This is a genomic window from Acidomonas methanolica (assembly GCF_004346035.1).
Classification (GTDB): domain Bacteria; phylum Pseudomonadota; class Alphaproteobacteria; order Acetobacterales; family Acetobacteraceae; genus Acidomonas; species Acidomonas methanolica.
The window spans coordinates 1-25427 of record NZ_SLZN01000030.1; the positions used below are offsets into that span (position 1 = coordinate 1).

Consider the following 25427-nt stretch of genomic DNA (forward strand, 5'->3'; position numbering starts at 1 on the left):
CAAAGCCAGCCCCCTTCCCGGCTCTCATCTTGAATCAGATCACGCCGCCAAGGGGAATCCCTAACGATTCAGTTCGTGCAGAAAACGCTCTAGCGACTGCTTACCGCGCGGCCGGGGCCGGGTCGCGGGACCGGACGAGACAGGCGTCGGACCGGATGAAGCGATCCTGCGTCTTCTGGAGACGTAGGATCAGAAAAGCCAGCACGGCGGACAGGACGACGCTTTCGAACAGGAAATAGCCGAGCGGAATCCCGAGAATCGTGAAAGCGAAAAGTCCGAAAGTCCGATAATTGGCGCAGAGGACAGACCAGCGCCGGACCACGGGGGCAAAGGTGGCGCGATACCTGGCCCTCAGCCACGCTTCCTGCTCCGGTCCATTCCCTGTCCCGGGGTCCAGGCGCGGCCCGAGGGCGGCGTGAAGCGCGGCGGCGTGACCGGAGAACATCCGCTGCGCTCGGGCATAGACGGCATGGAGCGCGCCGCCGGCATGAGCGGTGGGCAAGGCGAGAGGCGAAGCGCCCCGGCCATGACCCCAATAATCATATTCCTGACGCTGGAACTCATATGCGGCCGATTGCAGGGCATGGCACAGCCCGGAGAAAGCCACGAGTGCCCAGACCCACGCGCCGTCCTTCCGGCTCATGACGAGGGCGAGGCCGACATAGACGGCGATGAACGTCACGTAGTCGCAAATGCCGTCCAGCACCTTGCCGGACGCGGACTGGCGGCCCGTCAGGCGGGCGAGCTGCCCGTCCGCCCCGTCCATCACGTGCCATACCAGCATGAGCGCCAGCCCCGCCCAGATCCAGAGCCGCGAGGAGTCGTGGGCGTAGCAGAACCCCGCGAACAGCCCCGCCGCCATGCCGGTCAGCGAGACGGTGTTCGGCGCGACGCCGAGACGGGCAAAGCGATAGGTCAGCCAGGTCGAGACCGGATGGATGAGATGGCGGTTCGTCGCCTCCTCGATCTCGGACGTACGCCGGACACCTCCCGGAGCGGGCCATGGGGCGGCTCCAGACCGGACGGTTCGGTTCGCAAGAGAAGGAAGGGAGTCCATGTTCATGGCTGGTTCCGGGCGCCTAGAGCCGGCCCGCGGCGAGAAGGGCTTCCGCCTTGCCGTAGGCGATCTCGTCATCCACGTCGATCCAGGGGCGGTCCCCGATATCATGCGCCAGAGCCCGACCCTGGCCCGCGAGCACGCGCATCGCGCCGGAGATGCTGTCATCCCCCGCCGCCGCGCTCGCCTCCAGCGCTGGAAAGAAGGCAGCGGTGCAGAGGAATATCCCGGTATCGAAGGCGTTGTAGCGCTCCATCAGCTTGCCGATCGCCAGGATACGCCCGTCCTCGCACAGGACCCGCGTGGCGTCCTCGGGATCGTTGAGCGGCGCGTCCACGTTGTAATCCACGCCGAGCGTCACGCTGTCCGCGACCGGGGGCGCCGCGATGAGGCCGCGCATGATCGCGGGATCGGCAAGGTGGTCGCACATGGTGAGGAGAAAGGGCCTGCCGCCCATGGCCTCCCGCGCCTTGAGGACGGACAGCCCGTTGGCGCCGCGCCACGCGTCGTTGATCACATGGCCGATCGTCAGGCCGGACCGCGCGGCGAGGGCGTCCAGCGCCGCGCGAAGCCGTTCGCCCTCATAGCCGCTGACCACCGTGAAGCGCGTCGCGCCCGCGGCGCTGGCCGAGAGGATGACATGCTCGATGAGAGGCGCGCCCCCGATCGTGACGAGCGGCTTGAGGGGGCCCTTGCTCTGAAGGCGGCTCCCCTGCCCCGCCGCGACGATCAGGCAGTCCATCAGACGGCAACCGGCTCCGGCACCGTCTCGCGGATGAACCGTTCGACCATGGCGAAGGCCACGTCGTCAGTAACCTGCTCGGGCGGATGCTTGCAGAAAAAGGCGCTGGGACCGGCCAGCACGCCGCCGATCCCGGCGTCCAGGGCGAGCTTGCAGCAGCGGATCATGTCGATCGCCACACCCGCCGAGTTCGGCGAATCCTCGACGGACAGCCGCAGTTCCAGATTCATCGGAACGTCTCCGAACAGCCTGCCTTCCATGCGAATGAAGGCGACCTTATTATCCTTCTGCCACGGCACGTAGTCGCTCGGGCCGACATGGATGTCCTCATCCGCCATCCGCTCCTTGGCGACGGCCTGTACGGCCTCCGTCTTCGAGACCTTCTTCGTGGCGAGGCGTTCCTGGTTCTTCATGTTCAGGAAATCGGTGTTGCCGCCGGTGTTGATCTGGTAGGTGTGGACGAGCTTGACGCCCCGGCGCGCGAAGATGTCCGTCAGCACCCGATGGACGATCGTGGCGCCGAGCTGCGACTTGATGTCGTCGCCGATGATCGGCAGGCCCTTCGCCGCGAAGCGCGCGGCGAAGCCGGGGTCGCTCGCAAGGAAGACCGGCATGTTGTTGATGAAGCCCACCCCCGCCTCGAGCGCGCATTCGGCATAGAAGCGCGCGGCGTCTGACGAGCCGACGGGCATGTAGTTGAGGAGAATCTCTGCGCCGCTGCGCCTGAGTTCGCGCACGACATCCTCGCGCGTGGCGTCCGGCAAATCCGCGCGGACGAAGCTGCGCTGCGGATCGCACAGCGTCATATGCGCGGAAATGCCGTCCAGGGTCGCACCCATCGCGACCGTCACGCCGGACGGCCGGAGGTTGCCGGCGAAGACGGTGGTGCAGTTCGGCGGGGCGAAGATCGCGCGATTGACGTCCTGCCCGACCTTGCGCTGATCGATGTCGAAGGCGGCGACAACCTCGATATCCCCTGCGCCGTACCCGCCGATTTCCTCATGCATGAGGCCGATCACGTCATCGCCGTGACGGTCCCGGTAATAATGAATTCCCTGGATGAGGGAACTCGCGCAATTACCCACGCCGGCAATCGCAATCTTGATGGTACGCTTCCGATTCATTGATTGTCTCTGCACCGTCGCCGACGGAAGGCCGTCAAGCGTCACTCGTTCAGTGTTTTCGCACGCCAACGCCCGGCCTGTCGGGCCGAGCCAGCTTGTTTCCCTTCCAGACGCCACGGGGCGACAGTACGCGCCCTCCTTTGCCGGAGATCTGGCAAGAAACGAATTCTTACATTTTCATGATGGGTTCTTTCGTGCGGCGGCACCTTCAGTCCAGGATGGCCGCTGTTGCGGGCAAATTTCCTAGCCTGATAGCATGCTGTCAGCCGCACGATCAACGTTCATTTTCGCAACATCTCTGAACATTGCGAAACGTCACTGTCCCGATCGCACGTCCCGACAGATGCCCTGTCTGACCAACCGATCCCGCCCGGTTCGATACGCTTTGCCTGTTTCAGATTGTGTCACGGACGATCCTGTCATGTCAACCGGGGCCGCTCCCCGTACCCTCCCGGATTTTCGCGCAGGCGGATGCGAAAAAGTCACACGCGAAGCCCATACGCTCCTTTCGCGGCCATCTCCAGACATGCTTCCCATACCGAAAAGTACAAGATAAGGCATCAACTGTCATACCGTCCTTTATTATTCCAATTAGCACGCCATATACTTTATACAAATGCATGAGGGAAATATTCATCCTTCCCACCTTCCATTTCAAGGCCGGATCGGCGGCGGGATGCGCCGCGCAAGCCGCGATCAGTCAGGATCGGAGCGATTCCAGAGGGGAAAGGCCGCTTTGACGGCCGCGAGACCGTCTGCGCGAACAGCGACCGCTCGCGGCATGAAGACCTGCGAGCGTCGAGACGGAACTTCCATCATCTTCGCAGAAAGATGCCGACCCTGGACACCAGTTGCGTGCGGTCCTTCGAATCGAGGATCATCCCCCAGAAGATCAGGGCGAAAAGACAGATTCCCGTCGCGGCCAGCCCAAATCCCGCCACTATGCCGCGCGGGATGAAGACCGCGCCGAAGAAGACGAGGACCAGAAAAACGAGACGGCGGAGCCGACGCACGGCAGGAGCGACCGGCGTGTAACAGTGTCCCGCGATTTCCATTCGGAGCACGCAATCCAGGGTGCAGCGAAGAACCCATGCCGTCGCGGCCCCCACGAGCCCGAACAGATGAAGTTGAAGGGCGAGAAGCGGCAGATAGAGAATCAGTTCCACCATCGAGAACTTGGCGTTGAGGTCTGGACGACCGATCGCGTCGAGCAATCCGGCCGCGAGACTGTCGAGACCGCTCAGCAGCACCCCGCAGCACAGCAGCGATGCGATCATCGCGCCATGGGCCGCGAATCCCGCACCCAGCCAGAGCGTGAGAAGCGGCTTGCTCAGCATGGCCGTGGCGAAGCAGACCGGGAAAAGAATACCCGCGATCGTCAGGGCACTATGGGTGAAAATATCCCGCGTGTTCGCCTCATCGACCCGGAACGACCGGGCGAAGGACGGAAATGCCGAGCCGGTGATCGCGAGCGTGACGATGGAGAAACGCCCGATCACATCGAGAGGCGTCGTGTAATAGGCGATCGCCGCCGCCGGCACCATCGCCCCGATCAGGAAACGGTCGCAGTAGCTGAGGATCGGATAGGTAATATTCGACGCTGTCATCCAGCCGCCGATTTTCCAGAGCGGCGCCAGCAGCGAAAAATGGGCGCGCGCCCGACGCAGCGACGGCATGACCCGCAGCGCGATGACCGTGTACCCGATCGTCATGGCGAACCTGCACGCCGCCAGAGCCAGCATGACCGCACAGAGGCTGTTCCAGAGATGCAGGGCGAGCAGCGGGCCGACGTAATAGAAGATGTTGATCGGAATATTGATGAGATTTGCGGCCCGGAACTGGTGAAAGGCGGAAATCACACCCCAAAGCGCGGCGTTCACCAGCACCAGAGGCGCGGTGGCGCAGAGAATCCAGATCGCATCCCGTGTTTCGATACGCAATCCGGACGAAATGCGCAGACCGTGATCCACATATAATCCGGTCAGCCCCGCGCTCACGAACGCCGCCAGCACGCCGAGACCGCCAAGCGTCAGCATGCCGGTCAAAGCGAGATCGGCGCTTTCATGCTCCCGTCCATGCGCGATGTCCTCGGCGATTGCGCGCGTCAGGGCGCGGCCGAGCCCGAGGTCGAAAATCCCGAACGAGCCGACCAGCGTGAGCGCGATCGTCATGATGCCCCATCGCGCCGTGCCGAGCAGCGCGATGAGCGACGGGATCACCAGCAACGTCACCGCGACCGGCGCCAACCGCCCGATGACGTTCCACATGGCGCTATGCATCACCCCGGCGGTGCGGATGACGTTGGGGGCGGCCTCACTCATGGCGGAGCGTCAACGCGGGCGGAACGCCGGCAGCGCCGGGCCGTACACCGCGCCCGGCCCCTGCATGACGGCAACGCGGCCGCGAACGCCATAGGTTGAGGCCGGAAACTGCACGGCGTTATACGGGCTCGTGCTGCTGATCCAGTAATCGCCACCCGCCTTGCCGCCGGAATGGTTCATCAGCACGAAGGAACCGGCGGACATGTAAAGCGCCCCCGCGATCTGCCCCTCCACCGCGCGCAGTTCGATGACCGGATGCGAGGATATTTCGGTTTCGATATGTCCGTCGAAAGTGAAAAGCCCGGCGATGATGGCTGTGGTGCCGTTATAATCCCAGCGACAGCCCAGCCAGTCGATCTCCATGCCGCCTTCATCGTCGATCCCGATGCGATTGTTGAAAATCCCGGTATCCTCGAAGGTGATCCGCTCGCCCGCATCCACCGCATGCGGCACCGTATAGATTCCGATCTCGTTGTTATGGACCTGCATATGGGAAAGCCCGACGCCATAGGCATGATTGCCGAACGTGATGCCGCGCCTGAAACCGGAGACCGAAACGTTCTCCACCGTCAGGTCGGCGGCGCGGATATTGCTGTCGTCCTTGTTGTCGAAAACGATTCCGTCCACGCCGTCCGCCCCGAGCAGTTCGAGATGATCGAGACTGTTGGGCGCGGTGTCGTAACTTTCCGCCGCATCGCCATCCGATGTCACCAGGATCGCGGCGCTCCCCCTGGCAAGTCCCGCCGCGTCCAGAACGCCGTTGCGCAGCGTCATGTGCAAAGGATCGATCCTGAGCGTTTCCGTCAGCCGGTACCGTTGCCCGTGCAGATCGACGATGCATAAGGGCGCGCCATGCTCACAGGCCCGCAGCATTTCGGCGGGGCCCGGCGCGGCGGCCGCAGCGCAAGGCGCCGCTGCCAGAATAACCGCCAGACCCGGAAGAAACCCGCGCATCAGGCCTGTTTCTCGGCGTCGGGCCGCCATCTCACATCCTTCGCACTCGCCCGCCGTTCCCGCGCGGCCCGCGCGGCGTCCCGCGAGAAATACCCTTCCATCCGGCCGACGAACGTGCCGATGTAATATTGAACGAGATCGCGGCGGCCCCGCACCGCGCTCACGACGACGCCCCCCAGCGAGCGGATCATCATCGTCGCGACGAAACGTGGCGGCATCGCGTCCTTGCGCATCACATAGCCCATGCCGCGCGCATAGGCGCGGGCGCGACTGCGGTTGATTGTCGTGGATTTGTCCATGTGGCGGACCAGCAGATCCCGGTCGAAGACGCCGCGCCCCCCCGCCTCGATCATGCGGATCGCAAGATCGGGACCCTCCGCCGAACCGTAGCGGCACCCGATCCCGAGATTGGCGTCCCAGCCGCCGACGGCCTCGTAAAGCGAGCAGCGCATGAAGAGATTGAACTCGATGAGGCCGATCCAGGCGTTGAGAGGCGTGAGATCCTGGCTGCGTCCGAGCCACCGCCCCATCGCGGTGGGCTTGCCGTCGAGATTGAGGACGGCACCCGTGACGAATCCCAGTTCGGGATCGTCCCGGAAATGCCGATCCACCTTCGCGAGCGTATCCGGTTCGAAGATGCAGTCGTCATCGGGAAAGGCGAGGATCTCGCCCACAGCCGTCCGCGCCGCGACATGGCCGACATAGCGGAGCTTGCGGACGTCCGACCGCACATGCCGGACTGGAAACAGCGCATTGTAGCGCGCGATGACGTCCTCGAAGATATCGCTGTCGCTCTGATCGACGACGATGACCTCGAAATCGCGGGTCGCCTGCCTGGTCAGACCTTCGAGGAAATCGCCCAGTTCCTTGACCCGGTCGACCGTTCCCACGATGAATGAAAATCGCATGTGCTTTCCTTATCGTCCCGACGTCAGTGTAAGAACCCGCTCCGGCGCGACGCGGCGCCGGAGCAGATCGAGCAGCCCGAGAAGATTGCCCCGCGCCCGGCCGCGCCGGTCGGCATAGGGCTCCGGATTCACGCTCCGGACCGTGTTGATCAGCAGATGGCGGCCCGCGCTGCGCAATGCGTGGTCCCACGGATATGTGCCCTTGGCCGCGAGATAGATCGGATTGACCACCTGCGAATAGCCCAGCCGCAGGCCGGACGTCTTGCCGCGCTTGCTGCCGAGATGCACGCCCTCCGCCCGCATGGCGCGGATGATCCGGCCGCGGCTGCGGTCACGGAGCGCGCGCGAGAAATCCATGTCCTCATACCAGCCATAGAGCGGCAAACGCTCGTCGAAGCGCAACCCGGCCGCGCGGATCGCGTCGAGACGGAAGGCCATGTTGCACCCGTAGGTGTTGAACGCCTCGATGACGGCGTCCGCCGGGGCGTCGGCCGGACGCCGCAACCATTCGAGCGCGTATTCGGCCGTCAGGCCCGGTCCCTTCGCGCCGTCCTCCAGCACGCGGCCCGTCACGCCAACGATGCGCGAATCGCTGCGGAACGCCGCAATCATCTCCTCAATGTAAGTCGGCGCGAGGAAGAAATCATCGTCGAGAAACAGGACGATATCCGCCTCGTTCGCGATCGAATCGAGAATGGCGTTGCGCTGGGCCGTCAGCCCCAGCCGCCCGGTGAGGAAACGGAGCACGCCCTCCGGCCAGTTCTGCGGCGCCGCGATCCCCGCGATGTCGCCGGGCGTGGCATGGCTGATGACGACGGTGTCCGGCCGCATTGTCTGGCGGCCCAGATCACCGATCAGCGCGGCGAGGACCTCCGGCCGCCCGCTGGTCGCGATCCCGATGGCCACGCGCGGATGATCCGTCAGCGGCGTGCCCGCGTCATCCGCGAGCACCTCGCGCGACAGGGCGACGTGCCGCAGGGCGTAGGCCGCGGAATTGACGGCGTCGCGAATCCGCTGCTGCCCGGCGAGGGCCATCTCCCGCCGCAGCCCGGCATCGGCGGCGAGCGCCTCGATCGCCTCGGCCAGCGCGGCGGGATCGCCCGGCGGCACATAGCGGACAGCCTGGTCATCGAAATAATCCCGCAGCCCGCCGACATCGGTGGCGACGACCGCGATCCCGCGCAGAAAGGCTTCCTCGATCACCGTGATGCCGGAGGCGTGGCGGTTCGGCTGCAAGGGAACGACCACGATATCCGATGAATCGTACAGCTCCATCAAGGCACCGTTGTCGCGCGCCGAGACGAGCCGCGCGCGCGGTGCCTCGTGGAACGCACGCGACGCTTCCCTGCTGCGCGAGGCGACGCGCAGTTCCGCTTCGGGCAGCCGCGTCATCGCCGCGGCGAGCACCGGCCAGTCGCGATGCTCGTCATTGCCGAGCGCTACCAGCCGCAGGGGCACGGCTTCGGCGCGTGGGGCCGGGGCGCGCATCTCGTCGGCGCGGATGCCGAAGATCGTCTGCTCGGCGCGCAGGAAGGGGAACAGGGCGCGCGCATCCGCAAGATTCAGTGCTGAAAGAACGGTCAGCACATCCAGACGCCGCAGAAGCCAGCGGAAGAAGAGACGCCGGGGCCAGGGCTGACGCCTCCAGCGTTCCACCAGCCAGACCACCTGCCCGATGACGCGCGGCGGCCGCGCCGGACGCAGGAGGCGCAAGGCGAGGAGCACGCCCAGCGTCTGCGATTCCGCATGCGTCCAGACCACATCCGCTGCGAGCAGCCCATGCCTGTTGCGCCAGACATGGACGAGATCGAAACCGAGCACTCCCCGCACGAGATAGCGCCGCAGCCGCGCGAGACGCGATTCTGGCGCGTCTTCGGAATAGACGACCGAGACGTCCGGCCCGGCGGCGCGGTCATAGCCATAGGCCTGAGGTTCGTTGATGCCGAGAATCTTCCCGTCTTCCCAGCGTTTGCGCCAGGACGCACCGCCGAAACCATAGGCAAGCTGGACGAAGGCTTTCAACGGCGTCACCTCAATACGCTCCCACTACGATCACCTTTTCTTCTTTCCGGCGCGCCGCCATTTCCGCCGCGCCTCGCGCCTTCACGGCATGGGTGCGGTCCGGGACTTCATGGCAGGCATGCTCGCCGCCACGCAAAGTCAGCGTATAACGCGCGTTCACCACCGCGACGAAGCGCGCGCCCGCATTCCAGCGCGCAAGATGCCCACCCGCCCGGACAGGAACCGGATCCGAGATAAACATTCTTTTGCCATTCGCGTCGGTGACGCTGCACCACAGCAGCGCCTTCGGCGGGGCGGCATCCGGAGCGACGTCCCCGGACGCAATATCCCCCGGAGCAATATCCCCGGGACCAGCCTCCTGCGCGGCCGCCATGCCGACCGGCAGAAAGACGCAAACGGCCAGAAGCACCGCCTTACGCATGGCGCAGCTCCTGCTGAATGATGTCGAGAAACTGGTCCGCCGCGCGCTCCCAGCGATAGAGCGCCGCTTGCCGCCGCCCCGCCTCGCGCAATGCCGCCGCGCGCGCGGGATCGTCCAGAATTTCCAGCACCCGCGCCGTCAACTGCGCCGGGGTCGCGCCATAAAGCGCCGCCTCGCCGCAGATTTCCCGCAGAACCGGAATATCCCGCGCGACGACCGGACAGCCGCAGGCCATCGCCTCGACGGGCGGCAGGCCGAACCCTTCATAGATCGACGGAAAGACGAAGCATGCCGCGTTCTCATAAAGCCCGCGCAACTCGCCATCGGACACGCGACCGACATAGATCGCCGTCGCCAGCCCGGCCTCGCCCCCCTGCCCGGCGTTGCTGAACACGCGTCGATCCACCCCTCCGCTGATGACGAGCTTGCGCCCCTGCCCGGCAAGGGTAGCGGCCAGATCGCCCAGCGCCGGGAAATCCTTGTGCGGCGCGTTGTTGCCAACGGCGAGCACATAGCCGCCACGCGCCAGCCCGTGACGCCGCAGCGCCCCTTCATCGGCGGCGACACGGGTGGCATGGTCGGCGCCCTCCGTCACGAGGCCGATCCGTTCCGGCGCGATCCGCAAATGCCGCGCGATGTCGCCGCGCGCGAAATGCGAGACCGTCACGATCCGCGTACGACCCAGCGTCAGGGCGCGATGCAGCAGTTTGTAATAGATCCGGAACGGACGCGAATAGGAATGAGGGGTCGAAAACACGCCCGCGTCATGGATCACCACGATCTGCCGTCGCCCGGACACGAGCGGCAGTAAGGGCGCGGTATTGCCGAAATTGACCAGCAAACCGCCCGCCGCCGCGCGGGGCAGTTCGAACTGCTCCCAGGGAGGGCCGCCCAACCGCCCGACGCGACGCATCTCCAACCCGCCGCTGCCCGCCGCATCGATCTCGCCTTTTCCCGGCATGAGCAGAACCGGGCGCGGCAGCCTGTCCGGCCAGCGCACGGCGAGGGCGCGCGTCATCTCGGTGGCGAAACGCTGCACACCGCTCAGGGACTGGACGAGAAAACGGCCGTTCAGAAAGACGGTCGGCGTGGCGCGCGCGATCATCCCGCCGCGGCCAACGCCTTGTAACGCGCATAGACGCCCATCCGCCCGCCTTCGTCGCCGCGCAGATTGTCGAGCTGGACGCCCGTCAGCACGGCGCCGAGGCATCGCGCGTCATAGGCCCGCAGAAGCCGCGCCGCCTCGACGACGGACGCCGCATCCGTGCTCTGCCATTTGACCGCCAGGATCACGCCGTCGGCCATGGACGCCACCGCTCCGGCCTCCGGAAAAGCGAGAACCGGCGGCGTGTCGATGATGATCTGATCGTACACCGCGCGATGGCTCTCGATGAACGCGCCGATCGCCGCGAAATCGAGCGCGTCCCGGCGGCGAAGCCGGGGCGCGGCCAGCACGTCGACTCCCGGCCGCACATTGGAGAAAAAGCTCTTTTCCCCGCCGGAGACGCCGAACATCCGCAGCACGCTGGGGTTATAGGGATCGCAATCGATGACGAGCGCCCGCTGCCCGCGCGCGGCCATGCTGGCGGCCAGGGAGATCGAGAGAGTCGTCTTGCCCTCGCCGCCCTGCGCCGAGGTCACGACCACCACCTGGGCGCGCAGCGCGATCTGCCCGAAGCTGAGCATCGTGCGGATCGCATTCAGCATCTGTGTGTAGACGAAATCCTCATCGCCGAATTGTTGCAGCATGTTGCCCTTGAAATTGGGCAGGATGCCGATGCCGAAGAGATGCGTCCGCTGCTCCAGCTCGGCCAGCGTGCGGATGCCGCGCCGCCCGCGATCGCGCAGGAGCGCCGCCCCGACGCCCGCCGCCAGCGCCAGAACCAGCGCGATGGCCCCATATTCCTTGCGCGGCGGCCCGGCAGGCGCCAGAGGCACCTCGCCCGGAGTGATGACCCGCACCTCGGCCTGCTGGATCGTCGTTTCGGCCGAAATCTGCGTCAGCCGCGAAAGATAGTCGCGATAGACGGACTGCGCCGCGGTCGCCTCGCTCAGAAGCTGGCGCAGCTTGATATTCGCCCGCCCCTCGGTGGTGACGTTGGACTGAAGGCCTTGCGTCTGGGCCTTCAACGCATCGACCCGCCCCTGCGCCGCCCGGACCTCATAGTCCAGCCCATGCAGAATCCGCCCCGTATCCGCGGCAATCTGGGCGCCGATGCGCGCCGATTGCGACTGCGCCGCGCGCAGTTCCGGATTCTGCCCCAGCGCCGTGGTCGAAAGCATCGAGATGCGCGCATTCACGGTGGCTTGCTGGAGTGCGAGATTCTGGATCAGCTGCGAGCCGGTCACTGCCGAAAGCGCGCCAGCATCCCCGCTCGCGGCGGCGGCCGATGCCTGCCTGTATTGCGCCTGCACGCGGGCCAGATCCGCCTCCGCCGTGCCGAGTTCGCGGTTCATCTGCGCCAGCCGTGCATCCGCCGGGGTCATGGGCAGGGTCTCGCGCCCACGTTCCTCCCCGCCTTCCGCGATCGGATTCAGCCCCTGCTCTTCCCGGTAGCGCGAGACCGCCTGTTCGGCCTGCTCCGCCTGATGCCGCAAGGGGGCGATCTGCTCCTCGAGCAACTCGCTCGCATGCCGCGCCGCGTCGATCTTCGCCTGACGCTCATAGCTCAGATAGGCCGCGACATAGGCATTGGCGATCGCCGCCGCCCGTTGCGCGTCCGCCGCACGGGCGACGACGTCGATAATGGTCGACCGGCCGTCATTCGATATACGGACGTGACCCATCAGCATGGCGGCGGTCAGGCGGAAACGCTGCGTCGCGGTCAAGGGTTCGGGGTGTTTCTTCAACCCCGCGCGAATCATCAGCCGCGTCAGTGCCGAGGGCTGAATCGCCTGCCGGTATTCGTCCGTATCCTCCAGCCGCAGCGAGCGCGTCACCATCTCCGCGATGACGGGACTGCGGAGAATGCCGACCTGCGTGTTGATCGCGACGAGATCGACCGCCTGGTCCGCGTAGGGATTTTGCGGGGTGGCGGAAATCATCTGCCGCGCGCCGACCATGACCTCGGTCGCCGATTCGTAATAGGGCTTCAGCGTGACGATCCAGCCGGCCGCCGCCAGCAAAATGATGCCGGCGACCAAGATCATCGCCAGCTTCTGCCGGCGGATGATGGCGAACACGCGGCCGACGCTGATGAAGTCCTCGTTCCCTTCCGGGCCTCCGGGCGGGGCGAAGCGCAATTCCGCCCCAATCGGTTGGGACGGCATGATCGACGTCACGGCGCGATGAGTCATCGGGATCACTCTGTTCAGGACTCAGCGCGCGCCGCGTCGCTGCAGCACCGCCGGGACGGTTTTGGCCAGGATCGCTACGTCGTGCCACAAAGTCCAGTTGCGAACATACCAGCGATCCAGTTCCACCCTGCGGGCATAGCTGGTGTCACTCCGGCCGCTCACCTGCCACAGGCCCGTGATGCCCGGATGGGCCGCATAATAAAATTCGATTTCCTCGCCGTAATGCCGCATTTCCGCCCGCACAATGGGGCGCGGCCCGACGAGACTCATCTCCCCGCGCAATACGTTCAGGAGCTGCGGCAATTCGTCGAGGCTGGTCTTGCGGATGAAATGTCCGATTCGCGTGATGCGCGGATCGCGGCTCAGTTTCTGCGTGCGGTTCCACTCCTCGGCGGCCTCCGGATCGGTGGCCAGAATCCGCGCCAGGATCTCGTCGCCGTTGCGGGCCATGGAGCGGAATTTCAGGCAGCGGAACTCGCGTCCGCCGCGTCCGATACGGCGATGTCCGTAGATCGGCTGCCCGCCATCGAGGGCGATGAGAACATAAAGAACGAGAAAGACCGGCGAGGCGATCAGCAGGATGAGGGCCGCCGCGATCATATCAAACGCCACCTTCACGCCACGCAGGATGGGGTCTTCGAGATTGCTGCGATAGGAGAGAAGGATCGTGTCGTGACTGAAATAGGCGGCGGTGCTGAAAGAATGCGCCGGCAGGTTGGCGGTCGGCGGAATGGCCACGAACGGGATGCGCCGCCGCGTGAGGCATTCGATCAGTTCGCTCCCCTCGGCTGAAGCCGGCTCGACGCAGAGCAGGATGCGGAACGGACCGTCGCGGCCGAGCGTGGGAGAACGGGAAATCTGCCGGAGCGCCTCGTCCGGCGAGAGGGCGCCGACGATCTTGTAGCCGGGCAACGATTCACTGTCGATCACGCGGCGCGCCGTCTCCACATCCTCGGGACTGCCCACCGAGATGATCGGAATCTGCCACAAGCCGAAACGATGCAGCACGCGGCGGCAATATTGGCGCCCGGCCTCGGCCAGAAACGGAAACAGGAGCCAGGGTAGCAGCAACTCGACACGCGGGCCGTTCAGATCGAACGCGAACGCGCAGAAACCCGCGGCGAGCAGCGCGAAGCCGGAGACCGCGATCAACCGCCCGAACTCGCTCCAGAAGGAACGGCGCGAGGTGTAGACACCAGCCAGCACGAAATACAGCAGGATGCAGAGCGCGATGGGCAGCGTATGCACGAGCGCCAGATGGAAGTGCCGCGTGACCGGCGTCAGATCCGGCGCGCGTCCCGACACATCGCGCATTCCCCGCGCGAGGAACACGCCGAACCAGACCGACGCCGCGAGTGCCGCCGCGTCGCTGGCTATCAGCAGGCAACCCGTCGCCCGCGCGCACCACGGATGCAGCATGAGGGCGGCGAGCCTCTGCGCCGCCGAGACCGTTTCGACACCCGCGTCAATCACCCTTCCGACCGGCGGACGCCGAATATCCACCCCGATCATTACTTCACCTTTCCTCGCCGACATTCGCCACCTCGCTCATTCGATGAGAAAATTACCGAGATATAAATCGGACTACCGGCGGTCGTTTGTAAATGTCCCGATACCGCTATGTCATTCCATGAGGGCAAGCTGTATTGCCCGACGGAAACTCTTCGGGAGCTATAGCGCGGCGGTCTGCGGCGAAGACAATTAATAAAGCATTAAAGCATAGAAAACAGGAATTTTTCCGCATGCCCCGGATGGGTCTGGCGTCCATGAGATCCATCTGTTAATTTTTTTGCGATAATCTGAAGAGCCCGTTCGAACGCGGAGTATATGTGCTTGGTCCCGGTCTTCCGCACGGTAATATTAGCCGCAGCAATGCTGGCGTGCGGCGTGGCGAGGGCGCAGATCATCACGCAGAATCTCTCCGCGCTCGGCGGTCCGCCCGACGACCCGGCCATGGACGCCCTTCAGGCCGACACGCTTCAGCGCTATGCCGCGCAGGGCTGGAATTTCGGCCCGCTCTCGGTGCATGGCTACGCGTCCCAGGGCGTCGGCTACACCAACAACGCGGATCGACTCTATGGCGGTCATCCAAGCGTCGCCCTCCAGACCAACGCGGAACTGGGCGGTCGCCTGCTGGAAACCGCAGGACGGACGGACGTGATGCTGAGCGTCAATTCGCTGCATTACCCGAGCCGAAGCATCCAGGACCGGACGAACTGGACGGCCGGCCTGCAAGGATACCGCGATTTCGGCATGAACCGCCTCTCCTACAGCTACAACCATCAGAAGCTCACCCAGATGCCGACCGATCTCGGCGCCGCCGCGCTGGACCGCCCCGTTCCCTACCGGCTCGATGCCTTCGATCTCAATCTTCTCGTCCCGACTCGCGGCAGGATCTCGATCGTGCCGGATGTGCGGCTCAACAGCTTCAACTTCGATAATATGAGCACCACCGACCCGTATCTCCGGCAAGCCTATCGCAACCGCGTCGTCGTCAGCGAAGGCGCCGCCCTGCGTTACGCGCTCGCGGATGACAGCGCGCTGCTCGCTCTCATGCAGGGCACGGAAATCCGCTACACGAACGACCAGCTCCACCTTCCGTCACGCGATTCCAATGGCCTGGCGGCGCTCGCGGGCTATGAATATTCCGGCGCCGGGCTGTGGCGCGTGCGGATGGTCGGCGGTTATCAATATCGCCGCTACGCCAGCGCGCTCTACAAGCCGATCGACACGTTCTACGCGGAGGTCGACGGGCGATGGGTTCCGACGCGGCTGACGCAAGTCACCTTCAGCCTGTCGCGCGGCATCGCGGACAGCGCGGCGGAATCGGTCGTCGGCTTCATCTACACGACCGCCTCCGTCAGGGTGCGCCATGTCTATGCGCGGAATATCGTGCTGGAAGCGGGGGTCAGCGTCCAGCAGGGCGGCGGCCCCTCCACCCCGGAAATCTTCCGCGGCACGCCTCTGTACATGGAGCGCAGATCGCAATCCAACGTGGCGTTCGATCTCAGCGGCGGCTGGTCGATCGACCGTCATTTTGTACTTGGTCTCCAGAACCAGTTCCTGAATGCCAACGCCGTCGGCAGCACCCGATATAATATCGACACCGCGACATTGACTCTTCACTATTACCTTTAGACGGGAACCAGCCCGATTTCCCCCCCCTCCCCGCTTTTCAAGGATACGTTCTCCATGCCGACCTCCCGCAGAAACCTTCTGCTCGCCCTGTCCGCAGGGGTTCTGCTTGCCGGATGCGCGCCGGGAAGCGGGCTGGAACCCGTTCCGCCCTATGATCCGGCGCAATACCGGCTGGGCACGGATGACGAGGTGCGGGTGATCACCTACGGGCAGGACCAGCTCACCGGCGATTTCCGGATCGACAGCGCCGGCAGGATCGATCTGCCGCTTCTGGGTGACATTCGGGCCGCCGGGCTGACGACGCCCGAACTCGCCGATCAGATCCGCGCCGGCCTTCGTCAAAAAGGCATCCTGCGCGACGCGGATGTGGCGGTGCAGGTGACGGCCTATCGCCTCGTCTCCATCATCGGCGAAGTGGCCCATCCCGGCCAATACGCCTATCAGCCCGGCATGACCCTGCTCTCGGCGGTCGCCGCCGCCGGCGGGTTCACCTACCGCTCATGGCAGAAAAGCGCCTATGTCGTGCGCCAGGAGGGCGGGCATGTCGTCACCGGCTCCCTGCTGCCGCAGGATTTCGTCAAGCCGGGCGACGTCATCAAAATCTATGAAAGGCATTTCTGATGCCGCGCCGCACTCATGCCAGTGTTCAGCGAAGCAGAAACAGGCACAGCAGACCCCAGAAGAGTGCGCCGAGCAGCACGGCCAGTGCCATGCCGGCACCGTCCGGCGCGCGCTCGCCCGCCGCTTTCGCGCGTCTACGGGGCGGATGAACAGGCCGCTCCTTGGCGCATTCCAGAACGGTGGCGCTTGTCCCCACCCGAGAATGGTTGGATAATATCGACATGACACCCGCCCGCGTTGCGATCGTTCACGAATGGCTTGAAAACTGGGCCGGTTCGGAACATGTCCTCGAACAACTAATAAAGTGTTACCCTCACGCCGATCTTTTCGCGATTGTTGATTTTCTGCCCGCCGCCGACCGCGAGAAACTCGCCGGAAAGCGGCCCCGCACGACATTCATCCAGAAGCTTCCCTTCGCGCGCAAACTGTTTCGTCATTATCTAGGCCTCATGCCGCTCGCTGTCGAGCAGCTCGACTTTACCGGCTACGATATCGTCATCTCCAGCCATCATGCGGTCGCCAAAGGCGTCATCACCGGACCGGACCAGCTCCATGTCAGCTATGTCCACTCCCCGATGCGCTATGCCTGGGATCTTCAGAACACCTATCTCCGCCAGAGCAAGCTGACGCGCGGGCCGCTCAGCCTCTATGTGCGCTGGCTGTTCCACCGCCTGCGGAACTGGGACGTCCGCGCCGCCAGCGGCGTGGACCTGTTCGTGGCCAACTCCCACTATATCGCCCGCCGCATCCGCAAGACATGGCGACGCCACGCCTTCGTCCTGCCGCCCCCGGTCGATGTGAGCCGCTTCTCGCCGGGGCCGAAGGAACGCGGCGATTACGTGATGGTCGCGCGGCTCGTCCCTTACAAACGGGCCGATCTCGTCATCGAGGCGTTCAGGCGGATGCCGGACAAACGGTTGCTCGTGATCGGCGACGGGCCGGAACGGGCGCGGATCGACGCCCTGGCCGAAGGCGCGGCCAATATCGAACTGCGCGGCCACGTCCCCTCCGGCGCGCTCGTCGAGGCGTTGCAGGGCGCGCGCGCCTTCGTCTATGCCGGGGAAGAGGATTTCGGCATCTCGATGGTGGAGGCGCAGGCCTGCGGCACGCCGGTCATCGCCTACGGGCGCGGCGGCGCGTGCGACATTGTGATCGCGGGCGAAACGGGCATCCTGTTCCCCGACCAGACGGCCGAGTCGATCATCGCCGCCATCGCCCGGTTCGAGGCGACGCCGACATGGGAACCGGCGCTCTGCCGCGCCAATGCCGAGCGGTTCTCCGAGGAGATCTTCCGCACGCGTTTCATGGAACTGGTGGACGCGCAATGGGCGGAATTCATGTCCGGCAACTCGGCCGGCAACTCGGAATGACGCGCGTCACATGGGCGTGACCGCGATGGGGCTGGTTTTCTGGCCTCTCAGTTTCCTCTTCTGGAACAGGCCGCAGAGGCTGCTCGAACTCGCATTGTTCGGCGGCATCTTTTCGGCTGCCTCCGTGCTGACCCTCGGCGGGATGGGGCTGCAACCCTCGGCCGCGCCCTCCTTCTGCTTCATCGCCTATATCGGCCTGCAACTCCTGCTGGGCGCGCGCTTCCCGATGGCAGGCCGCGTGCTCCATCTTTGCCTGCCGCTTCTTGTCATAGGCGCCTGGACGCTCGCCGGCTCCATCATCCTGCCCCGCGTCTTCGAGAACCAGGTTCTCGTCTGGCCACAGAAGCTGGACGCCGTCGGCACCCAGATGCTGCTCGCGCCGAGCCGCGGCAACTACACGCAGGATTGCTACGTCATCCTGAATCTCGTCATGTTCGTGCTGACCTCGCTTTTCCTCATGCGGCGCGAGGCGGATTTGCGCAGGCTTCTGGAGATTTATATTCTCGGTGGCGCCGTAGTCTGCCTCATCGGCGCCTGGGAAGCGGCGGAACGCCTCGCCCATGTGCCGTTTCCCGAGACGTTCCTGTACTCGAATCCCGGCTGGGCGATCCTGAACACGCAGATGACCGGCCCCGTTCCCCGCATCAATTCCACCTATCCGGAACCCGCCGCGTGCGCGACGGCGCTTACGGGCGTGCTCTACGCCACCGTCTGGTCGGTGCTGCGGGGATATGGCGGCTGGATCACGCGCGCTGTGGTGGTGCTGAGCGCCCTCACCCTGCTGGCGACCACCTCGACGACCGGTTATGTCGCACTGGCCGCCGGCATCGTCATGCTCTTCGCCTACGCCATCATCACCCATTCGCCCCGCCTCCTGCGGCGTCTCGCCCTCTTCATTTCCGTGGCGGTACTGTTCTTCGGCGGCGCCACGGCCACCCTTGCGGTCTTCGCGCCGGACGTCATCCGGGCGGCGCAAGACGTCATGACCGATACGATGGATAAAAAGAACAGCCTTTCCTACAAGGAACGCTCCCAGAAGGACGCCGACGCCATGACGGCCTTCTACCAGACCCATGGGCTGGGTACCGGCTGGGGCAGCAACCGCTCATCCAGTCTCATACCGAGCTTTCTGTCCACGATCGGCATCGTCGGCTTGGTGGGGCTACTCTTCGCCGACTGGCAGCTCCTCCGCGCCGCGATAGCGGCCCTTCGCGCCTCCGGGCGCAGGCAGAGCACGGAGGCCTGGGTCATCGAGGCCACGATCTGCGCCCTGCTCGGACGGATCATGGGAAACGTCGTCTCCGGCCCGTCGCTCGGCACGCTCGATCTCTATATTCTGGTCGCGATGCTCGTCGCGGCCACGGTCCGGTTGCGTGCCGCCGGCCGACAGCCCGCAAGTGTCGGGGCCGATGGCTGATCTCATCGGTTATATCAGCGATTTCGGGGACGAGTACCTGCTCTGGCCGCTGATCGGGATCGGCGCCGCGATCCTCGTCTGGCAGAAGCGCTTTCGCCTCGCCGCCGCATGGCTGGGACTCGCCGTGGCGAGTTTCGGCACTGTCCTGATGCTCAAGCTCCTCCTCGAAGCCTGCGGCCGCCATCCGGACCATCCGCTCTACAGCCCGAGCGGCCATACGGCCGGGGCGACCTTCGTCTTCGGCGGCATGGCGGTCCTGTTTTTCCCGTCCGCCCTCGCCGCGCTTCCGGCGGCGATCGCCGTGGCGGCCCTCATCGGGGCGACGCGGCTTTTCCTCGGCGCGCATGACCTCCCCGAAGTCCTGGTCGGCGGCGCGATCGGGCTGGGCGGGGTCGCGGCCCTGTTGCTCGTGCGGTTGCGGCTGGAAGGTACGGCAGGACGGCCGGCGGCATCGGCGACGCAGATTTGCGCGCTGTTCGCGGGATGCGTCGCCACGACGGTCTTGCTGCACGGCGTCCGCTCGCCGGCAGAGCGGTGGATCGAACAGGTCTCACACCAATTTCTCCGACCCCTGGCATGCTCTCCCGCAACGCCGGACGAGTCAGGTGGCGCATCATGAAACGAGACGGATTTCTCGCCCGCGCCGCGCGCCGCGCGGGCGTCTTCCTCGACGAGGAGGCGGAGATCGAACATGCGCGGGAACTGCTCGCCGCCCGACGCAGCCCGCAGGCGATCGCCCTGCTCGCGCGGCTGGCAGGCAAGGGCCGGACGGAGGCGCAATATTTCCTCGGCAATCTGTACCTCGCCGGGGAACATGTTCCGCCTCATCTCGGCGAAGCGCTGCGCTGGATCGAGGCGGCGGCGCAAGCCGGGCATCTCAATGCGCAGTTCCAGATGGCGCTCCTGAATCAGGCGGGCCGCGCCAAGGCCCCTACGGCGGAGGCGGACCCGTTCGGCAAGGCCGCCGCTGCCGCGCCCGACCATGAAAGCGCGCTGAATTGGGCGCTGCGCGCCGCCGGGGCGGGCCATACCGACGCGCAGGCGCTGGCGGCCCAGATCCTCCTGAGCGGCCCGGAATCCCTGCGCGACCCGCCGCGCGCGCTCGATCTCTACCGCCAGTCGGCGGAGGCCGGCAACGTGCACGGGCTGCAAGGATACGGCGTCCTGCTCCTGAACCGCGCCAGGGACAGGGCCGACCGTGAGGACGCCGTGCGCGTCGTACGTCTGGCGGCCGAAAAGGGCTCGGCCCAGTCCCTTTACATTCTGGGGATGATCGCCGAACAGGGGCGGGACGAACCCGCCGACCCGGCAGCGGCGGCCGCCCTGTTCGCGCAGGCGGCCGAGCTGGATTTCGTCCCGGCCCAGCGGAAACTCGGCATCGCCCTTTATAACGGCATCGGCGTGGCCGCCGATCCGCACCGGGCGGAAACCTGGCTCCGCAAGGCCGCGCTCGCGGGCGATGTGGACGCCATGGCCATCGTGGGGGACATCATCCTCCAGATGGGAGCGCCCAAGCCGAACTACGCGGAGGTAACCGCCTGGTACCGCCGGGCGGCGGAGGCGGGCCACCCGGGCGCCATGGTGACGCTCGGCCAGCTTCACTGGCGCGGTCTTGGCGTGCCCAGGGACCAGCGGACAGCGGTCGAACTGTTCCGCCGCGCCGCCGCCACAGGTCATGCGCCGGCGGTGCAGCTCCTCGCCGCGCTGGACGCCGAACGCGCCAGGCCGAAACCGCCGCCCCGCGCATAATCCCTCCTCGCGCGACGCACCCGCGGCGGAGGGGCGACGCATGGACGAGGTCATGACGTGAAAAAACCGCCAAATTGTTTATAAAAAACAAATATTAACGATGTATTAACGGGACGATATGATGTTTCCTATGCCATGACAACGGCAGTCCGCGAAGCCGTCACAGGTTACGACTGGTGGGTCGGTAAATGATCTCGTTGTGCAGGGAGTTTTTTAGTCATGGCGACGACTTATTGGACGGGTACCACGTCCCACGATTTCTACCTGAATTCCAACTGGAGCGCCAATGCTTCAGTTGCCAACTATCATGACATCAACATCACCGGCATCAGCGCCTGCTCCCCGGCGCTGGCCGTCGCGTGCACACCCTCCAGCATCGTGATCCCGAGCCTCACGATCGGCGACTACGGCACCCTCGACATTACCGCGCGGAGCTGCGGCTCCAGCGAAACGTCGCCGGTGTTCTCCTCCACGTCCTTCCAGGTCTTCCAGGGCGGGTCGATCGTCGTCAATACGCCATCGGCCGTGGATCTGGGCTCCATCAACGAGCTGGGCGGCACGCTGACCATCGAGAACAATCAGGGCAACGTCTATTTCAACCCCAGCGACCGTCTGACCGGCACGGGAACGGTCAATCTCGTCAATTCGACGCTGGGCAGCCAGACCCACCAGATCAACGTCGCCGACTCGCTGACCCTCAACCTCAAGGGTCACAGCTCGGTCTTTACCGGGTTCGACGCCACCGGCGCGACCGTGAATTTCGACCCCTCGGCGCACGAGAAGTTCTTCCTCGACGGCCAGGACACGCCGATCTCGACGGCCTTCAACAATGTGTCGGCAAAGACGGAATTCGGGATCACGGCCAATACGGGCGCGACGCCGCTTTCGGCCGCCTACACGAAGAACAGCGACGGCACCTACAGCCTCGTCGTTCAGGAATCCGGCAACCACACGCTGACGCTCAGCGACGTAACGTTCGCCTCGGGCTACGTTCCGGGCAAGTTGCAGATCACCCAGGACAAGGCCGGCGATTATCTGATCACGCCGGCGAGCACGACCGGCGGCGGCACCGGCGGCCAGGGCGGTTGCGGCGGCTGGGGTGGCTGGGGTGGTCAAGGCGGCTGGGGCTGCGGCTGGGGTGGCCAAGGTGGCTGGGGCGATAGCGGCTGGGGTGGCCAAGGCGGCTGGGGCTGCGGCCAGGGCGGCTGGGGTGGCCAGGGCGGCTGGGACTGCGGAAGCTGGGGTGGTCAAGGCGGCTGGGGTTCCTCCTGCGGCACGAACAACGGCAACTGGGGCCAGCTGGCCGGCAACAATGGCTGCTTCGGCGGCAACAATGGCGGCTGGGGCGGCCAATGGGGCGCCGGCTCCTCGACGTGCGGAAACGCGGGTCCCGGTTGGGGCGCTGATCCGCACGGCTCCTTCCCGGGCTGCGGCGCGCCCCCGGTGATCCCGACGCATAACGGCCCAGGTTTCGGCTGCTGACCCTTTCTCCGTTTTTTTGACGGATTAAGGAGACCGCCGCATCCACCGGGTGCGGCGGTCTTTCTTCGACGCGAATATTCAGTCGTGGCTTAGTTTCATTATCTACCCGTCAGTATCGACACCCAATCAGGGACTCTCTGGCATCCGGGCGATCCATATGGACAGCAGCACACAGCAGGAAGAACGCAACCTGGTCACATCGAGCGGAACCGGCCCTGTGAAGGGCCACCGCCAGATCGATGCGCTTCAATCGTTGCGCGGGATCGCCGCCTTCATCGTGCTGATGCGGCACCTGATTTCGTGCTTCCCTCCCTCGCAGCGTTTCCTTCCGCATCCGATGGAAGACGTCCTGTTCAATTCTCACGCCGCCGTCGTCATTTTCTTCGTGCTGAGCGGCTTCGTGCTGACCCCGTCATTTTTCGCCCGTCCGCTGGGGATGCTCAAGGCCGGCCAGTTCTATATCCGCCGCGGTTTCCGCATCCTGCCGCTTTTGATCGTCGTGACGCTGCTTTCCCTGGCCTATGTCCGCAGCCCGCTCTCGGCCGTAACGATCCCCGGCGCGGGCGCATGGTTCGAGGGGTTGATGCCGCACGGCCTGTCCCTCAGCCCCTCCGGGCTGATGATGTGTCTTCTCTCGCTGAAAAGCACATTGGTGCCGCAAAACTGGACGCTGATGATCGAGCTGCTCGTCGCGATCATTTTTCCATGGCTCGTCAAGATATGCGACCGGGGAATCACGGCATCCGCCTGCCTTCTGGGCGTGTTCATCCTGATTTCCTTCCTCGGAGCCGGGCATGGCGGCAAGAGCCTGCCTTTCATTTACGCCGTGGACTTCATTTTCGGGATCGTGACGTTCGATATCCTCCGGCGGACGGGGCTGCGCCTGAACGGCTGGCTCTTCATCGCCGCGGCGCTCGCCCTGATCTGCGCCCGTCAGATCGTGTCGTTCTTCCTCCCGTCCGCGCTGGATTTCCACGCCCCCCTGACCGCACTCGTCGAGGCGGTCTGCGCCGCCTGCGTGATCTGGGGACTGGCCGCGCCGGGGCGCGCGGCACGCTGGCTTTCCTGGCGCCCGCTCGTCTGGCTCGGCGATATTTCCTTTGGCGTCTATCTCCTGCACTTCCTCGTCATCGTGGTCGTGGCGCGACTCGAAGCCCCGCTTCTCGCGCCGCTCTCGAATGACGCGCGTTTCCTGGTGGTCGGCGCGCCGTCAGTGGCCGTCACTTTCACCGTGGCGCATATTTTGCACAGAACCATCGAACTTCCGTTCAACGCATTGGGGCGATCGGTTTCCCAGATCAGGCCGTCGCGCGTGCGAGTCGGGCTCTGACGACTTTATCACCGGCTCACCCGGCGTGATGGCTGGCCAAGGCCGCCAGACCGGACATCGCCATGTAGAGAGCAACCAGCAGCATCAGCACACCGGATGCATAGGGCGCGCGCCGCGCGAGCGCGCCGAATCCGCTCCAACGCTTCCGGACCTGCCTGACGCTCAGGGAGGCGACGACCCCGGCCGTCACCATCGTGACGGCGAGCCCCACACTGAAAAATCCGACCAGCGCGACGCCGAGCATCCATTGCTTCAACTGGAGACACAGCAACAGCACCGTGATGGCCGCCGGACACGGGATGAGACCGCCGGTCAGGCCGAACAGGATGATTTGCGCGGTCGTGACGTTACGGTCCCGAAAGCGCCGGCTGATGTCGTCCGCGTGGGCGCGTTCATGCGCGTCGATATAAGCGCCGCCCTCGACCACATTCAGGCCGTGGACCTCCTCATGCAAATGATCGTGCCCATGCCCCTCGACGAACGGCACGTCGTAATCATGCGTGTGCCCGCCATGGCCGAGACGAACCCGCGCCATGAACGCGTGTGGCTCGGGGATGTCCTCGCGACTTTCGAGATAGCCGCCACGATCCACGAACGCGAACACCTGAGTTGACGCGTCGGCCCGCTCGGTGACGACGGAGACGTCGTCGGCGGCCCAGCCATGACCGCTTTCAAAGCGGATACGCCAGCGCGGCGGCACACCCTCCTCGAACACCTCCAGCGCCATGACGCCATGGCCGGTATCGATCCTTCGGACATCCCCGCCATGATGATGCCCATGATCGTGATGCTCGTGATCATGATGCTCCGCGGCCGCTGCCAGCCGTCGACCGTGGCGTATCCGCCAGATCATCCATGCCGCGATACCCGCGATGATGACGGCGGAAACGAGTTGCAGATAAGGTTCGACCGCTTCTGCATCGAGTCCGCGCCCCAGATACTGGCCGCCAAGCGCCACAACCCAGACAATGGCCGTATGGGAGAGCGCGGCGGACACACCGAGCAGAATCGCCTGCGCGACAGTTCCGCGAATCGCGATGATGAACGCCGCCATCATCGTCTTGGAGTGGCCCGGTTCCAGGCCATGAAGCGCCCCGAGAAGAATCGCAGTGGGGATGAACAGCCATGTGTGGGTGGCGTCCTGCTGGAGAAGCTGGGGAAGCGACTGCATGGCGGAGCGTCACAAATATTTGGACAAGGCTTTGAACTCGCGCATCGCCTGTTCCGTGTTCATTCGAGGCTCACCGATCGCGTCGCCGATGCAGTGCGCCATGTGATCCTGAATCAGCGTCCTTTTGGCGTTGTGGATCACGCTTTCCACGGCTTGAAGCTGTTGCGCCAGATCCAGACACGACCTGCCGTCATCGAACATGGAGAGGGTTGCGGCGAGTTGGCCGTGGGCCTGCTTCAGCCGCCTGACGATTTCCGGATGCGATGAATGTTTCATATCTGACCCTACCCCCTAAGGGGGTGG

The 25427-nt window shown here is 65.1% G+C and carries 22 protein-coding genes; 8 read left to right on the top strand and 14 right to left on the bottom strand.

Features of this window, described 5'->3' with window-relative positions; all coding sequences use genetic code 11:
• Positions 1–100: 100 nt before the first annotated feature.
• From EDC31_RS14755 to EDC31_RS14805, 11 genes are all read right to left on the bottom strand, one after another.
• On the bottom strand, positions 101–1063 hold the full coding sequence (locus tag EDC31_RS14755; RefSeq protein WP_239641753.1) for a CDP-alcohol phosphatidyltransferase family protein: 963 nt from the start codon (positions 1061–1063) through the stop codon (positions 101–103).
• Between the two features lie 16 nt (positions 1064–1079).
• Positions 1080–1799: a phosphocholine cytidylyltransferase family protein gene (locus EDC31_RS14760; protein WP_042061771.1), complete on the bottom strand. Its 720-nt coding sequence runs from the start codon at positions 1797–1799 to the stop codon at positions 1080–1082.
• Entirely contained in the window at positions 1799–2923 is a 1125-nt protein-coding gene (locus tag EDC31_RS14765; protein WP_042061772.1) for an inositol-3-phosphate synthase, read from the bottom strand. Before EDC31_RS14765 ends, EDC31_RS14760 begins: the two co-directional genes overlap by 1 nt.
• Before the next feature lie 815 nt (positions 2924–3738).
• Complete coding sequence (locus EDC31_RS14770; protein WP_042061775.1) at positions 3739–5244, bottom strand: flippase; 1506 nt, start codon at positions 5242–5244, stop codon at positions 3739–3741.
• Positions 5245–5253: 9 nt separating this feature from the next.
• A complete protein-coding gene (locus EDC31_RS14775) occupies positions 5254–6198 on the bottom strand; it encodes a hypothetical protein (RefSeq protein ID WP_042061777.1) in 945 nt (314 codons plus the stop codon).
• Positions 6198–7106, bottom strand: coding sequence for a glycosyltransferase family 2 protein (locus EDC31_RS14780; RefSeq protein ID WP_042061778.1), 909 nt, complete (start codon positions 7104–7106; stop codon positions 6198–6200). The genes EDC31_RS14775 and EDC31_RS14780 overlap by 1 nt, the downstream gene beginning before the upstream one ends.
• Before the next feature lie 9 nt (positions 7107–7115).
• Entirely contained in the window at positions 7116–9137 is a 2022-nt protein-coding gene (locus EDC31_RS14785) for a glycosyltransferase (RefSeq protein WP_239641754.1), read from the bottom strand.
• A 1-nt stretch (position 9138) separates the two neighbouring features.
• On the bottom strand, positions 9139–9549 hold the full coding sequence (locus tag EDC31_RS14790) for a hypothetical protein (RefSeq protein WP_042061780.1): 411 nt from the start codon (positions 9547–9549) through the stop codon (positions 9139–9141).
• Positions 9542–10654: a glycosyltransferase family 4 protein gene (locus tag EDC31_RS14795; RefSeq protein ID WP_042061782.1), complete on the bottom strand. Its 1113-nt coding sequence runs from the start codon at positions 10652–10654 to the stop codon at positions 9542–9544. The genes EDC31_RS14790 and EDC31_RS14795 overlap by 8 nt, the downstream gene beginning before the upstream one ends.
• Positions 10651–12846, bottom strand: coding sequence for a GumC family protein (locus tag EDC31_RS14800; protein WP_052512207.1), 2196 nt, complete (start codon positions 12844–12846; stop codon positions 10651–10653). The genes EDC31_RS14795 and EDC31_RS14800 overlap by 4 nt, the downstream gene beginning before the upstream one ends.
• Positions 12847–12867: 21 nt before the next feature.
• A complete protein-coding gene (locus EDC31_RS14805) occupies positions 12868–14358 on the bottom strand; it encodes an exopolysaccharide biosynthesis polyprenyl glycosylphosphotransferase (protein WP_052512209.1) in 1491 nt (496 codons plus the stop codon).
• 321 nt (positions 14359–14679) lie between these two features.
• Between EDC31_RS14805 and EDC31_RS14810 the strand changes: the two genes are divergently transcribed.
• Together EDC31_RS14810 and EDC31_RS14815 are read left to right on the top strand one after the other, a co-directional pair.
• The gene (locus EDC31_RS14810) at positions 14680–15984 is read left to right on the top strand and encodes an outer membrane beta-barrel protein (protein ID WP_158310363.1); all 1305 of its coding nucleotides are present in this window, start codon (positions 14680–14682) and stop codon (positions 15982–15984) included.
• Positions 15985–16038: 54 nt separating this feature from the next.
• Positions 16039–16605 carry a polysaccharide biosynthesis/export family protein gene (locus tag EDC31_RS14815; protein WP_042061785.1) on the top strand — a complete coding sequence of 189 codons (567 nt, stop codon included), beginning with the start codon at positions 16039–16041 and terminating at the stop codon, positions 16603–16605.
• Positions 16606–16630: 25 nt separating this feature from the next.
• On the opposite strand, the gene EDC31_RS14820 is transcribed toward EDC31_RS14815, so the two are convergent.
• Positions 16631–16828, bottom strand: coding sequence for a hypothetical protein (locus EDC31_RS14820; RefSeq protein ID WP_132127141.1), 198 nt, complete (start codon positions 16826–16828; stop codon positions 16631–16633).
• On the opposite strand from EDC31_RS14820, the gene EDC31_RS14825 reads away from it, so the two are divergent.
• The 6 genes from EDC31_RS14825 (at position 16827) to EDC31_RS14840 (ending at position 23953) form a co-directional block, all read left to right on the top strand.
• Positions 16827–17975, top strand: a complete 1149-nt coding sequence (locus EDC31_RS14825) for a glycosyltransferase (protein ID WP_042061788.1) — start codon at positions 16827–16829, stop codon at positions 17973–17975. The two genes, EDC31_RS14820 and EDC31_RS14825, sit on opposite strands and share 2 nt — an antisense overlap.
• Positions 17976–17985: 10 nt before the next feature.
• Positions 17986–19392, top strand: coding sequence for a hypothetical protein (locus EDC31_RS14830; RefSeq protein WP_042061790.1), 1407 nt, complete (start codon positions 17986–17988; stop codon positions 19390–19392).
• Positions 19385–20011 carry a phosphatase PAP2 family protein gene (locus EDC31_RS17805; RefSeq protein WP_052512213.1) on the top strand — a complete coding sequence of 209 codons (627 nt, stop codon included), beginning with the start codon at positions 19385–19387 and terminating at the stop codon, positions 20009–20011. Before EDC31_RS14830 ends, EDC31_RS17805 begins: the two co-directional genes overlap by 8 nt.
• Positions 20008–21141, top strand: a complete 1134-nt coding sequence (locus EDC31_RS14835) for an SEL1-like repeat protein (RefSeq protein ID WP_052512215.1) — start codon at positions 20008–20010, stop codon at positions 21139–21141. Before EDC31_RS17805 ends, EDC31_RS14835 begins: the two co-directional genes overlap by 4 nt.
• Before the next feature lie 219 nt (positions 21142–21360).
• Positions 21361–22623 carry a hypothetical protein gene (locus EDC31_RS17810; RefSeq protein WP_081797901.1) on the top strand — a complete coding sequence of 421 codons (1263 nt, stop codon included), beginning with the start codon at positions 21361–21363 and terminating at the stop codon, positions 22621–22623.
• 157 nt (positions 22624–22780) lie between these two features.
• Positions 22781–23953, top strand: a complete 1173-nt coding sequence (locus EDC31_RS14840; RefSeq protein WP_042061792.1) for an acyltransferase family protein — start codon at positions 22781–22783, stop codon at positions 23951–23953.
• 16 nt (positions 23954–23969) lie between these two features.
• On the opposite strand, the gene EDC31_RS14845 is transcribed toward EDC31_RS14840, so the two are convergent.
• Together EDC31_RS14845 and EDC31_RS14850 are read right to left on the bottom strand one after the other, a co-directional pair.
• The gene (locus tag EDC31_RS14845; protein ID WP_042061794.1) at positions 23970–25124 is read right to left on the bottom strand and encodes a nickel/cobalt efflux transporter; all 1155 of its coding nucleotides are present in this window, start codon (positions 25122–25124) and stop codon (positions 23970–23972) included.
• 9 nt (positions 25125–25133) lie between these two features.
• Positions 25134–25400 (bottom strand): metal-sensing transcriptional repressor, encoded by a 267-nt coding sequence (locus EDC31_RS14850; RefSeq protein WP_042061795.1) that lies wholly within the window; start codon positions 25398–25400, stop codon positions 25134–25136.
• Positions 25401–25427 lie beyond the last annotated feature (27 nt).

Coding starts and splice junctions, on each gene's coding strand:
- EDC31_RS14840 (WP_042061792.1), top strand. CDS start 22,781: ATGGACAGCAGCACACAGCAGGAAGAACGCAACCTGGTCACATCGAGC.
- EDC31_RS14770 (WP_042061775.1), bottom strand. CDS start 5,244: ATGAGTGAGGCCGCCCCCAACGTCATCCGCACCGCCGGGGTGATGCAT.
- EDC31_RS14765 (WP_042061772.1), bottom strand. CDS start 2,923: ATGAATCGGAAGCGTACCATCAAGATTGCGATTGCCGGCGTGGGTAAT.
- EDC31_RS14790 (WP_042061780.1), bottom strand. CDS start 9,549: ATGCGTAAGGCGGTGCTTCTGGCCGTTTGCGTCTTTCTGCCGGTCGGC.
- EDC31_RS17805 (WP_052512213.1), top strand. CDS start 19,385: ATGGCTGATCTCATCGGTTATATCAGCGATTTCGGGGACGAGTACCTG.
- EDC31_RS14820 (WP_132127141.1), bottom strand. CDS start 16,828: ATGTCGATATTATCCAACCATTCTCGGGTGGGGACAAGCGCCACCGTT.
- EDC31_RS14815 (WP_042061785.1), top strand. CDS start 16,039: ATGCCGACCTCCCGCAGAAACCTTCTGCTCGCCCTGTCCGCAGGGGTT.
- EDC31_RS14805 (WP_052512209.1), bottom strand. CDS start 14,358: ATGATCGGGGTGGATATTCGGCGTCCGCCGGTCGGAAGGGTGATTGAC.
- EDC31_RS14830 (WP_042061790.1), top strand. CDS start 17,986: ATGGGCGTGACCGCGATGGGGCTGGTTTTCTGGCCTCTCAGTTTCCTC.
- EDC31_RS14795 (WP_042061782.1), bottom strand. CDS start 10,654: ATGATCGCGCGCGCCACGCCGACCGTCTTTCTGAACGGCCGTTTTCTC.
- EDC31_RS17810 (WP_081797901.1), top strand. CDS start 21,361: ATGGCGACGACTTATTGGACGGGTACCACGTCCCACGATTTCTACCTG.
- EDC31_RS14835 (WP_052512215.1), top strand. CDS start 20,008: ATGAAACGAGACGGATTTCTCGCCCGCGCCGCGCGCCGCGCGGGCGTC.
- EDC31_RS14800 (WP_052512207.1), bottom strand. CDS start 12,846: ATGACTCATCGCGCCGTGACGTCGATCATGCCGTCCCAACCGATTGGG.
- EDC31_RS14755 (WP_239641753.1), bottom strand. CDS start 1,063: ATGAACATGGACTCCCTTCCTTCTCTTGCGAACCGAACCGTCCGGTCT.
- EDC31_RS14825 (WP_042061788.1), top strand. CDS start 16,827: ATGACACCCGCCCGCGTTGCGATCGTTCACGAATGGCTTGAAAACTGG.
- EDC31_RS14780 (WP_042061778.1), bottom strand. CDS start 7,106: ATGCGATTTTCATTCATCGTGGGAACGGTCGACCGGGTCAAGGAACTG.
- EDC31_RS14775 (WP_042061777.1), bottom strand. CDS start 6,198: ATGCGCGGGTTTCTTCCGGGTCTGGCGGTTATTCTGGCAGCGGCGCCT.
- EDC31_RS14850 (WP_042061795.1), bottom strand. CDS start 25,400: ATGAAACATTCATCGCATCCGGAAATCGTCAGGCGGCTGAAGCAGGCC.
- EDC31_RS14845 (WP_042061794.1), bottom strand. CDS start 25,124: ATGCAGTCGCTTCCCCAGCTTCTCCAGCAGGACGCCACCCACACATGG.
- EDC31_RS14760 (WP_042061771.1), bottom strand. CDS start 1,799: ATGGACTGCCTGATCGTCGCGGCGGGGCAGGGGAGCCGCCTTCAGAGC.